The organism is Streptomyces spiralis (genome assembly GCF_014654675.1).
GTDB lineage: Bacteria > Actinomycetota > Actinomycetes > Streptomycetales > Streptomycetaceae > Streptomyces > Streptomyces spiralis.
The window spans coordinates 38,543-50,614 of the sequence record NZ_BNBC01000062.1; the positions used below are offsets into that span (position 1 = coordinate 38,543).

The window sequence follows — 12,072 nt, forward strand, 5'->3', positions numbered from 1 at the left end:
GGACCAATGATAGACGTACCACGAGTTACGTGAAAAAGTGTGGCAATGGGACGACACAAGCAACCCCAGATCCGCGACCGAATCCTCGACGCCTGCGTCGACCATGCGCTCGCAAACGGGCTGCCTGACCGCCTGGAGCCGTTCGCGGCGGCGGCCGGCACCTCGCCCCGGATGCTGATCTACCACTTCGGGTCCCGGGACGCGCTGCTACGGGAAACCCTGGGACGGGCGCGGCGGCGCCAGCGCGACTTCGTCGGCAAACTGCTGTGCCCTCAGCCGGACGAGCCCTACCTGACCACTCTGCGACGGGCTTGGCTGGTCATGACCGGCCCCGGCGGACGCCCGTACCTCAGCATGTTCGGCAAGCTCCGTGAGGATGCCCAACAACAGTTGTGGCCGGGCTTTCGTCGCGAGGCCACCACAGACTGGCTGCAGCCGTTGGAGGACGGCATGCGAAGCATTGGCCGCCCCGAACTGGCCACTCTCGTGCTCGCGGTCGTCCGCGGTCTCATCATGGACCTCGAAGCCACCGGTGATGCGCCACGCGTAGATCAGGCGTTCGATGATTTCCTGGCCTCGCTCGCACCTGTCGCCACCGAGGGAAGCCGCGTCGTTCTGGCAGAGTCCGGCGCCGATTCACCGAGTGGTCCAGGCCGAGACCGTGCTTGAGTTCTCGGTAGTCGTGTTCGATGCGCCAGCGGATCTTGGCCAGGCGGACCAGTTCGGTCACGGGGGTGTCTTCGGGCAGGTCGGACAGCCAGAACCGGGTCGGGCCGTCTTCGCCGTCGGGCCATTCGGCAAGCAGCCAGCACGCGGGCAGGACACTGTCCCAGTGGCCCTGGCGCGCGGTGGCGGTGGCTTGGGCCAGGCGGCGGGCGCGTACTCCGACCGGCCGCACCCGCACCGCCAAAAAGCGGGAGGTCATCGGCCCGCGGGAGCCCTCCCGCCAGGTCACTGCGGTGAACGCCTGCCGTCCGTGGCCAGCGGCCAGCGCGGCTACCGGGGACGGCCGGTGGCGGTAGCGGGGCTGCGGGCGACGGCCGGTACCTGACCACGCCGGGGCACTGGGCACGGCGTCGCGGGGGTGGGCGGTCACATCCGCGCGCACGGCCACCACGGTCGGCCAGACAGACCGTCGCGGAAGTCGGCGTTCTGCCCGTATCCGGCATCGGCCACCACCACCACCGGCGGCACCAGCCCCCACCCCATCAGCTCATCGATGGCGTCCAGGGCCAGCCGCCACTTTTCCCGGTGCCCGACGGCGCGGGGAATCCCGCACCTCATGCGCCGTGCGCTGTCCTGGGCCCACTGCCGGGGCACGAACAGGCGCCACTGCAGCGGGACCGACGCAGTGTCGCTGACGGCGTGGACGCTGACCGCGACCTGGCAGTTGGCCTGCTTGCCCAACGCGCCGCAGTAATGGTGGGCGACCGCGACCGACATCCGGCCGTCCTTGGGGAAGGACACGTCATCGACCGCCCACGCGTCCGGGCCGATCAACGGCACCATCCGCTGCGCGATCCGCTGCCGCACCGGCACCGGATCCCACGGTGACTGATTCACGAACTGCTGCAGATGGGCCTTCCCCTGGGGAACTTCAGGCACCCAGCTCCCCCTCGAAACGGTCGTCCTCCTGGAACCGGAGCACCGATTCCAGCAGATCCACCGCGCAGCCGTAGGCCAGTTCGGGCACGGTGAAGGCGGCCAGCTCCTCGGCCGTGCGCCGCAGATCCAGCGTGGTCCCGATGTGCATACCGGCCTCGTTCAGCCACGCCGGCCTCCGGTGGGTGTGCACCGCATCGGTCAACGGCAGCAGGGCGGCCTTCGAAGCCCTGCGGCCCGAGACGAAAGCCCCGGCGGGCCGACGAGCTCCGCGCAGCCATGATGGTTCCCGCACGAGCAGCCTCCTGACACGCCCTCCTGCCCGTACGGTGCCCCCGTTGAGGTCGGCGCGCCCGCCCGCTGGCGCGTCCGGCCGCCGCAGGGTCACGCGGAGGTGTGCTGCCCGGCCGGGCCGCCCGGCCTGGCGTCGAACTGCTGGTGTCCTATGACCGAGAGCAACTGGAGCTTTCCGTGGCTCTCCGTGCCGGGGCGCGTGGTCATCACGAGCAGGGTCTGCGCGTGGTTGTCGGTGAACAGGACCTGGCAGTCGACTTCGATGCGGCCGAGTTCGGGGTGCACGAGGGTCTTGCGGTCCTCGAAGCGGTTGGCGACCTCGTGCTGTTCCCAGACCCGGACGAATTCCGGGCTGCGGCCGTGCAGCTCGGCGACGATCTGCTCGGCCCGGGGGTGACTGCCGTCGGCGGTCAGCGCGGCCCGCAGCGCCGCCGCCTGGATCCGGCTCTGCCGGTCGTGGTCCTCCTGCGGATAGTGTCTCCGCTCGTCCGGGTCGGTGAACCAGCGGTAGTAGGCGCTGCGCGCCAGACCGGTGTACCGGGTCTGGTCGCCGAGCAGCGCGACCGCGAGCGGATTCTGTACCAGGGTGTCGCTGAGGTCGGACACCACCAGGGCCGGGGCGTCCAGGCGGTCCATCACCCGCATCAGAGCCGGGCCGACATGCTCGGAGCGGTGGAAGCGCGCCGGGGCACTGTGGCCGGTGAGGCGGAAGAGGTGGTCGCGCTCGTCCAGGGTGAGGCGCAGGGCGCGGGCGAGCGCGACCATCATCTGCTCGGAGGGCTGCGGGGCACGCCGCTGCTCCAGGCGCGCGTAGTAGTCGGTGGACATCCCGGCGAGGGCGGCGACCTCTTCGCGGCGCAGACCCTGGGTGCGCCTGCGCGGGCCGCTGACCAGCCCGACGTCGTCGGGCTGCAGCGTTTCACGCCGTCGGCGCAGGAAATCCGCCAGCTGGTCTCTGTCCATGCCTCCATGGTTGCCGATACCGGCTTATTCATCCAGGGACTGCTGATCCATGGGTAACGGCTCCTCTCCCGCCCGCCCGCGGGCAGGCGCAGCATGGTCGGTGCCGGGGTACTCCGGCACCCGCAGTGCGGAGCAACCCGCCCCACTGTGCGGGTACCCCGGCTTCCACTACCAAGGAGAAACTTCCATGAAGACCACCGGGAACACGATTCTGATCACGGGCGGCACCTCGGGCATCGGCCTCGGCCTGGCGCTGCGCTTGCACGAGGCCGGCAACAAGGTGATCGTCGCGGGTCGCCGCAAGGAGCTGCTCGACCAGATTGCGGCCGGGCACCCGGGCATCGACACACTCGTCCTCGACGTCACCGACCCCGCATCGATCGCCGGGGCCCGCGAGACGGTGACGCGGACCCACCCCGAGCTGAACGTCCTGGTCAACAACGCGGGCATCCAGCTGCCTGAGCCCCTCCTGGAGGGCGACTCCCTGCGCGTCGCCGAGGACACCGTCACCACCAACCTGCTCGGCCCGATCCGGATGGTCAACGCCTTCCTGCCCCACCTGACGGCCAAGGAAGACGCGGTCGTCATCAACGTCAGCTCCGGACTGGCCTTCGTGCCGCTGCCGATCACCGCGACCTACAACGCCACCAAGGCCGCCATCCACTCCTTCACGGAGAGCCTGCGCGTCCAGCTCGCCGACACCTCCGTCCAGGTGATCGAACTGGTCCCGCCGGCCGTGCGCACCACCCTGATGGGCCAGCAGGACAACGAGCACGCCATGCCGCTCGAGGACTTCCTCACCGAGGCCCTGAACCTCCTGCACACCCAGCCGGACGCCAAGGAGATCCTGGTCGACAACGTCAAGTTCCTGCGCCACGCCACGGCCAACGGCACCTACGACGACGTCCTGGCCATGCTCAGCGCCTACTGAGCACACCGGTCACTGGCGCCGGGACCGCCGTACGCGGCGGGGCCGTTCAGGCCCCGCCCGGCCTGATCACCGGCCCCCGCCCCCGTACCACCCCAGCTGTCTTCGAGCTGTCTTCGAAAGGAACACCCCGCCATGTCCGTAGTCCTGGTCACAGGCGCCTCCACCGGGATCGGCAACCTCACCGTCAAGGAGCTCGCCGCCGCGGGACACACGGTCTACGCGAGCATGCGCGACCCCGAAGGCCGCAACCGGGCCCGCGCCGGGGAACTTCTCGCCCTCGCCGAACGCGACCACACCGATCTGCGCGTCGTCGAACTCGACGTACGGTCGCAGGAGTCCGCCGACGCGGCGGTACAGACCGTCCTGGCCGAGGCCGGTCAGCTCGATGTCGTCGTCCACAACGCGGGGCACCTGGCCCTCGGTTACACCGAAGCGTTCACCGCGGAAGAGGTCGCGGACATGTTCGACGTCAACGCGATCAGTGTCCAGCGGGTCAACCGTGCCGCGCTGCCCCACCTGCGCGCCCGGCGATCGGGCACCCTCCTCTACGTGGGAAGCACCACCACGGTCAGCGTCCCGCCCTTCCTCGGACCCTACGTGGCCTCGAAGTTCGCCTTCGACGCACTGGCCCAGGTCACCTCCTACGAGGTCTCCCAGTTCGGCATCGAGACCGTGATCGTGATGCCCGGCGCGTTCACCGTGGGCACCAGCCACTTCGCCAACGCCAGCGGCGCCCGTGACGAGGCGGTCAGCGCCGCCTACGCGGAGCTGGATCCCCTGGTCGACGGCTACGGCGAGGCCACCGAGGGCCTGTTCGAGCCCGGCGTCGACGCCCACCCGGTGTCCGTCGCCCGGGAGATCACCCGCATTCTCGCCCTGCCCGTCGGCGAGAAGCCGTTCCGCAGCGTCATCGACTTCACCCGCTCCAACGTCGACGAGGTCAACACTGTCAACCGCGCGTCCTCGGCCGACTTCCTCACCCGCATGGGCATGGGGAGCCTCCTTGAAGTCAAGCGCTGAGCACCGGGCGTTGATGAGACTCTTTGGAAATCAAAGAGCTTCATCAGCGCGTGCTCGCCGTCGGCGACCGCACGCCGGCACCTCTCACGCACCTGCTCCGCCTCCTGCACACGGCGGCGCAGCGGGTCGGCGTGCGCGGTGGTGGCCCGCATCCGGCCCTTGAACTCCTCCAGACGCTGCAGCGCCGCGCGCTCCTCGTCACGCGAGCGTGCCAGCTCCGCATCGAGGCCCGCAGCGCTGCCGGTCAGGAAGGGCACTGATCGTCTCCGTCTGCCGCCGCAGCTCACCGAGCGTGCGTGACACCTCGTCCCTGCGGGCGGTCAGGACCCGCATCGGGCCGTCGGTCAGCCCCAGCAACAGCTTGACGACGGTCCGGTAGGACTGGGCGGTGTTGGCCTTGCCCCTCGCCGACTCGGCGCCGTCCACCACGTCCTGTGTCAGATAGCACGATGCATACAAATGTTCGAATGCCAACCGCGCCCCGGCCCCCAGAAGCGCCACGGCAGAAGGAGGCACGAACATCTCGGCAAGGCCGAGCAGGTCCAGCAGCACATCGCCCACGACCCGCCGGTCGCTGTCCGGCTGCGCCTCCACATCGAGAATCTCCTCGACACCGCCTCCACTCGCGTCCAGGAGCTCGACGCTCTTCACATCACCGACCACAGACCGGCGCTGCCCGAGACGCATTCCCTCGATCCGCACGAACAGGGTCACCGTCCGCAGGCGTTCCCCCGATAGCTCACGCCACGCGACGGGCAGCCCGAGCGGGTACTTGATGCAATCGACCAGCGTGGTCTTGCCCGTGTCGATCGGCCCGAAGACGCACACCACCGGGTGCGCGAGATTGATCTCCCGCACCCCGCCCTCCGACGTGAGGATGAGCGGCTCGCAGAAGAAGTCCCTTGCCACCACGGCCCCTTCAACATCCCTACTGCTCTGTCGGAACCCCAACAGCCAGCTCCGCCGTAGGGAACCGACACCTGGCGCACGGCCACCGGATCGGGTGGACGGGCCTAGACCCAAGGCCGGGTAGTTAAGGTTTTCGTCCGGGGCGCAAGGCAGCGACCGTTGGCGGCGGGGCTGCCGCGTAGCGGCCTGTACGGATCCTCTTGATCAGCCCTTTCTCGTTCCAGCGGGCGAGTTGCCGGTAAGTGGCGACGAGGGTGACGTCGCCGAGGAGCTCGGCGATCTCTTGGGCCCGCCACTGCCGCTTGGGCTCTTCCTGCAGCACGGCGAGGACGAGCGCCATGCGGTTGCTGGTCTTGCAAGCACCGACGTACTGGGGGACCGTGACCGCCGGCAGTCCGGGGCGAGGGGGCGGGGGCTGTAGGAGCGTGATCGTCACGGCAGTCACCGTCTGACTCGCATCCGGGCGGCCGTCCAACTTCCGTTCCGCATATTGGGAGATGGGCGATTTCACCTTTCGGGTGCTGACGCGGGGCCGGCGCGCCGGCAGCAGCGCTGCCAAGATCTTGCCTCCCATTGTCCCGAGGCCCTGCTCGAAGATTCCTTCCGCGCGTACCAGCAGGTCGCGGGCTGTGTGGAGGGCGATGGTGAAGCCGCAGCGGTCGGGATCGGTGCCCGGCCGGGACTCCGCCGCCTCGACCATGGCCCGGCGCAGTAGCTGGTAGAGGACCAGCAGGGCCCACATCTCCTGCTCGACGCCGACCGGGTCGCACGAGCGCAGCACGCGCCCGTTGGGGATGGTGTGACGCAGCGCGTAGTAGGCGCTCTCGTGTTCCCAGCGCTCGTGATAGAGGCGCACGAGGCGGTCGGCGGGGAAGCGGTGGGCGTCCAGCAGCGTGGTCACCAGGCGGTAGGTGCCTGCGAAGCCGCTGCCGTCGGCGCAGGTGACGCTGACCTGGGCCTCGATGATGCGTACCGGGACGCCGCCGATGGCCGACAGGTAGGAGGCATCTGCGAGGGTCTTCAGCACCGGTGGGCGGCGGCGCTGGCTGATGCGGCCCACGATGCGGGCGCCGGTGGTATGTACGGCGGCGAGGAAGTCGTTGCCGTCGAAGCCCCGGTCGCACAGCACCAGCATGTCGGGGCGAAGGTGCGAAAGCAGCCGGGTGGAGTAGGAGGTCTCGCCCTCCCGGGTGGGCCCGAAGATCGCGGCGATCACCGCCCGGGTTCCGGTCTCGACCAGCGTCATCAACTCGAGTTGGGGATAGCCGCCGTGCGGGCATCGGCCCAGCCAGCCCCGGTTGCGTTCGCTGTCGGCGGTCTTGATGGAGCTGCAGCCGTCAAAGGAGACGGTGCGGTAGAAGCCGAAACGGGCCCCGGGGGTGTGTGGTTGCGCCAGCGTTCCGGCCACCACATCAAACAGGGTCTTCATCGGGGTGCAGCCCACCCGGCGTCGAAGGTCGCGCAGGCCCTTCGTGCTCGGCGCCGGGAGGAAGCCGTCGAGTCCAGCCGTCATTTTGCCCCACACCAGCCGGTATCCGACATCCGGGAACAGGCACATCGCCAGGAGGAAGTACACCCCGACTCGTGAAGGCAGATCCCGGAGCCGCTGCTGGACCGCACGGGTCTCCTCCAGGACGGCGTCCACCAGTTCGAAAGGCAGGAAGGGCGTCAGTCCGCCCAGGTGCCCGGCGGCGAAACGCCCTGCGGCCAGGGTGATTTCCCTCGAGAGAGTCGCCAGGGTAGGCGGGGAGGCAGAATGGACAGGCAACGCGGCTCCATGGGTAGGACGTCTTGGTCGACACCTGCTTCAACGGGGCCGCGTTGATCACGTTCTGCACGCCGCGACGGGCCCCGCCCCGTCTTGCATCCCGGCCGAAAACCTTAACTACCCGGCCTTGGGCCTTCCCCTGCGAAAGTGAACACCTGTTCGTGTCGTTATGCGGCAAGCGTGATGGTAGCTGATGCGTGTTCGTAGTCGATCGGCGACATCTGCGCCGCTGCCGAATGCCGTCGTGTGGTGTTGTATCGGGTGATCCATCGGAAGACTGCCAGTCGGCAGGCGCGGGCGCCGTCGTAGCGGCGGGCGCCTTGCAGCGTCTCGCGTTTCAGGGCCGCGTTGAACGACTCGGCGGCGGCGTTGTCCGCGCTGGTGCCCACCGGGCCCATGGACTGGGTGACACCCAACTCGGCGCGCAGTGAGGCGAATTCGCGGCTGGTGTACTGCGCGCCGTGGTCGGTGTGGAAGACCGCGCCGGCCAGGCTGCCGCGGGTGGCTGCGGCGGCCTTGAGCGCGTCGGCGACCAGTTCGGTGCGCATGTGGTCAGCGATGGACCACCCGGCCAGGCGGCGCGAGGAGCAGTCCACGACGGTCGCCAGATACAGGAACTCGCCGTCGCCGACGGCAAGATATGTGATGTCGCCCACGTACTTGGTGATCGGCGTCGCCGCGGTGAAGTCGCGGCCGAGCAGGTCCGGCACTGGGATATGGGACGGCTCACTGACCGTGGTGGCCACCCGCCTGCGCAGCCGCAGGCCCACGATCTGGTTGGCGCGCATGACCCGCTCCATTCGCTTGTGGTTGACCAGCACACCATCGCTGAGGCGGAGTTCGGCGATGATGCGCGGGCTGCCGTAGGTGCCGGCTGCCTGACAGGGCAGCCAAGGCTGCCTGACAGGGCAGCCAAGGCTGCCTGACAGGGCAGCCAAGGCTGCCTGACAGAGCCTTCCCGGGACTGGCGCATTCGGTAAGGCTCAAAAGTTGATTGCCCATTCCGCTTGATTCTGGGGGCCTGTCACAATGCCCGTACATGAACCCGGCAGAGGACAGCAGCCAGGGAAGAACGCTGACGGCGCCGGTCGGGTGCCAGGTTCTCCCTGGCCGGCAGCGCTGGCTCTTCAAAGGCTGGCGGGAAACACTGCCGTCCGTCGCCTGCTCCAGGAAAACCATCAAGCACATAGCCCGTTCGGTGCTGTCACACCCGACGGCCCGAGGCTGGACGTTCCGGCTCTGCAGCGACTGGCAGGGAACGCCGTTGTCTGCTCCGCTCTCGCGGCGCAGCGGTGTACGCACGATGAGGCCCCTTCCGCCGGGGAGGTCGGGGCCGAGGTGGTGGTGCAGCGTTCCACGGCGTTCGACGTGTTGCGTGGTTCCGGTAAGCCGCTGCCGGAACCCGTGCGGCACGAGATGGAGGCGCGCCTCGGGGCCGATTTCATGTCCGTCCGGATACACGACGACGCCATGGCCAGCAGGTCGGCGGCCGAACTGGGAGCGCGTGCCTACACCTCCGGCGAGCACGTCGTCATCGGCTCGGGAGGTGGCGACCGGCACACCCTGGCCCATGAACTCACCCATGTGATCCAGCAGCGGCAGGGCCCGGTGTCGGGCACCGACAACGGTGCGGGGTTGAGCGTCAGCGACCCGACCGACCGGTTCGAGCGCGCCGCGGAGGAGAACGCGAGGCGAAGCCTGGCCGGACCCGTACCGAGTACGGCACCGGAAGGACATGCGGCCGGCCACGCCCATGTCTCCGCCCAGCGGGCACCCGCTCACCGGGCCACGCCGGAGCCCGCGGTGCAGCGAGCGCTGCTGGTCGGGCAGACGGACTACACCAAGATCTACAAGGACCAAACGAAGAAGGTTCCGCCGCAACATCACGAGGCTGTTCTCAACAACCTGACGAATGACGTCTTCAACGCATTCTACAAGAAGGCGGCGCCCGAGTTCGAGCCGCATGAACGCGGCATGTTCACTCGCGAGCAGGACAGGATTCTCTGGCAGCTCAAGAAGGCCATTGTGGCACCCATTGGATACCAGGGATATCATCCGGTACTCAAACGCCACATCGGAACCCACCCTGATTTTGGCACCAAGAACCATGACATCAAGGTCAACGACTACACGGAACTGGCCTACAATCTCATGGGCTGGGTATACGCAAAGGACAACAGGAGAAAGGAGAAGGTCGCTGCGAAAGAAATACAAAAGGAACGCAACGTCGAGGTTCTTCTGAATGTACTGATCAAGCGGATCAACAGCATGGCTCAGGGCTTCAAGATGGAAATGTCCGAGGCACAGGCCAGCCGTATGGATCGCGAACTGGAGACCGGTCTGTCCGATCTCCTGTCGCAACCGTCGAAGACGGACGAGCACGGCAACTTTTTCCCGCATGATCCGGACAAGGCCAACAAGCCGGTCGGTTCATACATCGACTGGTTCTGGTTCAAAGGGAATTTTGGGCCCCACAACAAGCCGCACCTGCGGTCCTCCATCATTCCCAAGGGAGGATTCCTGGAGCTGATGCGGAACCCGGAGAAATTTAGTTTCCGGGACAAGATGATCGCACTTCATGATCTCAGCGAGTTCTTCGGATACTCCAAACACACGCCGGGCACGGCCGGAAAGTTCCTCGTCGACGAACCTGGAGAGGACGAGGTCTTGAGCACCACCGCTGTCGACCGCGATGGCAATCGAAAGGAAGCCAAGGAAGATCGCGGTCAGATGAAGTTGAAATCTCCACCGCCCAACGTGAGGGCTCACCAACCTTCGACGCGTAACGAGTACTCTCCCACCACGATACTGGCGCGCGAGAGAAATCTGCCTGTCTGGGCAGGACAGTCGTACACGGCTGCCCGCATGTTCAAGATGGCGCACCAGGCAGGGGCGAGCCAGGAGGAGATCGCCGCTGTAGCCTGGGGAATCTTCTCGTTCTGGCGGATCAATTTCGACCACACGACCGAATTCGCATACCACACACTCCATGAAGTCATGGACATCGGTCAGAATTTCGGCGTGCCTTACAATATCAACGAACCGTACGGGTCCAAGGCATTCACGGACATATCCAGGCTGCGGCGCCTCGTGATCAAGCTGCATGACACGGCGTACGCCCAGTACAACATGGCGAATACCGACGTCAGCACGATGAAGCAATACCTCGGGCACGCGGACCGGATGGACCTCGATCGGGATCAGGAGGCGCAATTCCTTCTCATTGCGGAAAGCGTGAAAAGCGAAGCCTTCGGTATCTGGGAGGGAGTCGGCAAGCGCATCGACAAATTCAAGGAATGGGAGAAGGGGAGACTCGGCGAGAGGCAGCAGACGCAGCTCGTAAAGGATGTCATCGACGGTGTGGAGGTCACCGTGAAGTTGCTGCAGCACCTGACTGAGAAACTCGAAATCCACCGTCCGGAAGTGTGACACTGCCGACGCCACGGCTGATCACCGCTTTCCGGTGCTGTCGGGCGTGCGGTGGCCGGCCGTCGGGTGAGTCCCGGAAGATCGGCGCGAGCCACCACGCGGCGTCGCCGGGCTCAACCCGCGGCCGGCACCCGGCGAAGTGCCACGCGCCTCCGCCTCGGCACCGGCACCGGCCTCGGCACCGGCACCGGGCCGACGGACGTCGGCCGTTCTCGGCCTCACACGTTCTCGTAGGCGTGTTGTCGGTGGGTGGTGCGAGGATCCCACGATGCCAGGGAGGGAGATCACCATGGGCACCTGGGACACCGGTCCCTTCGACAACGACACGGCCGCGGACTTCGCCGGCGATCTCGACGACGCCGAGCCCGGGGAGCGCGAGGCCCTGATCCGCGGCGTCCTCACCCGGACGGTCGACGCCACGGACCACCTCTGGGAGGCGGAGGAGGCGGTGGCCGCCGCCGCGCTGATCGCGGCGCAGTGCCCCGGCGGCGAACCCGTGGACGACATCCCCTACGGCCCGCGGACGCCCGTGCCCGCTCTTCCCGCCGACCTTCGCGCTCTTGCCGACGAGGCCCTCGCCCGCATCGCCGGCGACGAGAACGGGCCGGCCGCGGACTGGGTCGACGCGGAGGACGGAAAGCAATGGCGGGTCTTCGAGCTTGATGGGGGTACGGCGGCGACTGGTGGGCTCAACTGTCACGCTGTGTGTGGAGGTTGGTGTTGGGTGCCCCGGATGCAAGGAGCCCGCGAGACTTCGTGATCATGGTTGTTGTCTAGCTAGCGCATGGTCCCGCGGGCCTGGCCCTTGCCGGTGGGATCGAGCGACATGATTGCCATGTAGACGCACTTCAGGGCGGCCTGCTCGTTCGGGAAGTGTCCACGGGCCTTGACCGCTCGCCGGATCCGCGCGTTGACCGACTCGATCGCGTTGGTAACCGGTATGAACATCGGTGGAGGCCCGTTCTGGTACCGGTAGTGACGGGACGTGGTTCTCGCCGTACGGTGCGACCGTCCGGGCCAGGGGCATCCGGGGATTCAGCATGGGCAGGCCGGTGTTGAACGATGGGCTGTGCGCCCGAGTTACTGACGTTGTTGTCGTGATGTCGTCAAGGTGAGTCCGGTTTCGGCGAGGCATCCGTTGATGAGGTTGCTGCGG

9 protein-coding genes and 3 pseudogenes are annotated in these 12,072 nt (G+C 67.4%); 5 read left to right on the forward strand and 7 right to left on the reverse strand.

Annotated elements, in window-relative coordinates; genetic code table 11:
- Nucleotides 1-45: 45 nt before the first annotated feature.
- Nucleotides 46-669 carry a TetR/AcrR family transcriptional regulator gene (locus tag IE318_RS39340; RefSeq protein WP_189907696.1) on the forward strand — a complete coding sequence of 208 codons (624 nt, stop codon included), beginning with the start codon at nt 46-48 and terminating at the stop codon, nt 667-669.
- Here IE318_RS39340 and IE318_RS39345 read toward each other — a convergent pair.
- From IE318_RS39345 to IE318_RS39355, 3 genes and pseudogenes are all read right to left on the reverse strand, one after another.
- Nucleotides 623-1,581 (reverse strand): annotated as a pseudogene (locus tag IE318_RS39345) (IS701 family transposase); the annotation flags it as partial. The gene IE318_RS39340 and the pseudogene IE318_RS39345 sit on opposite strands and share 47 nt — an antisense overlap.
- Nucleotides 1,582-1,597: 16 nt before the next feature.
- Nucleotides 1,598-1,897, reverse strand: a complete 300-nt coding sequence (locus IE318_RS39350) for a hypothetical protein (protein WP_189907697.1) — start codon at nt 1,895-1,897, stop codon at nt 1,598-1,600.
- 89 nt (nt 1,898-1,986) lie between these two features.
- Nucleotides 1,987-2,859, reverse strand: a complete 873-nt coding sequence (locus IE318_RS39355; RefSeq protein WP_189907698.1) for a helix-turn-helix transcriptional regulator — start codon at nt 2,857-2,859, stop codon at nt 1,987-1,989.
- A gap of 187 nt (nt 2,860-3,046) precedes the next feature.
- Here IE318_RS39355 and IE318_RS39360 point away from each other — a divergent pair, with 187 nt between their 5' ends.
- Both IE318_RS39360 and IE318_RS39365 read left to right on the forward strand, forming a co-directional pair.
- Entirely contained in the window at nt 3,047-3,790 is a 744-nt protein-coding gene (locus tag IE318_RS39360; RefSeq protein WP_189907699.1) for an SDR family oxidoreductase, read from the forward strand.
- A gap of 132 nt (nt 3,791-3,922) precedes the next feature.
- A complete protein-coding gene (locus tag IE318_RS39365; protein WP_189907700.1) occupies nt 3,923-4,810 on the forward strand; it encodes an SDR family oxidoreductase in 888 nt (295 codons plus the stop codon).
- A 198-nt stretch (nt 4,811-5,008) separates the two neighbouring features.
- On the opposite strand, the gene IE318_RS39370 is transcribed toward IE318_RS39365, so the two are convergent.
- The 3 genes and pseudogenes from IE318_RS39370 to IE318_RS39380 form a co-directional block, all read right to left on the reverse strand.
- Complete coding sequence (locus IE318_RS39370) at nt 5,009-5,719, reverse strand: ATP-binding protein (protein ID WP_189907701.1); 711 nt, start codon at nt 5,717-5,719, stop codon at nt 5,009-5,011.
- A 124-nt stretch (nt 5,720-5,843) separates the two neighbouring features.
- Nucleotides 5,844-7,487, reverse strand: a complete 1,644-nt coding sequence (locus tag IE318_RS39375) for an IS4 family transposase (protein ID WP_189907702.1) — start codon at nt 7,485-7,487, stop codon at nt 5,844-5,846.
- A gap of 167 nt (nt 7,488-7,654) precedes the next feature.
- Nucleotides 7,655-8,359, reverse strand: a pseudogene (locus IE318_RS39380) (IS3 family transposase); the annotation flags it as partial.
- Nucleotides 8,360-8,825: 466 nt separating this feature from the next.
- On the opposite strand from IE318_RS39380, the gene IE318_RS39385 reads away from it, so the two are divergent.
- Together IE318_RS39385 and IE318_RS39390 are read left to right on the forward strand one after the other, a co-directional pair.
- A complete protein-coding gene (locus IE318_RS39385; RefSeq protein ID WP_373311416.1) occupies nt 8,826-10,916 on the forward strand; it encodes an eCIS core domain-containing protein in 2,091 nt (696 codons plus the stop codon).
- A gap of 289 nt (nt 10,917-11,205) precedes the next feature.
- Nucleotides 11,206-11,676 carry a DUF4259 domain-containing protein gene (locus IE318_RS39390; RefSeq protein ID WP_189907707.1) on the forward strand — a complete coding sequence of 157 codons (471 nt, stop codon included), beginning with the start codon at nt 11,206-11,208 and terminating at the stop codon, nt 11,674-11,676.
- A gap of 17 nt (nt 11,677-11,693) precedes the next feature.
- Here the strand turns inward: IE318_RS39390 and IE318_RS39395 are convergent.
- Nucleotides 11,694-11,849: pseudogene (locus IE318_RS39395) on the reverse strand (transposase); the annotation flags it as partial.
- Nucleotides 11,850-12,072: the final 223 nt, after the last annotated feature.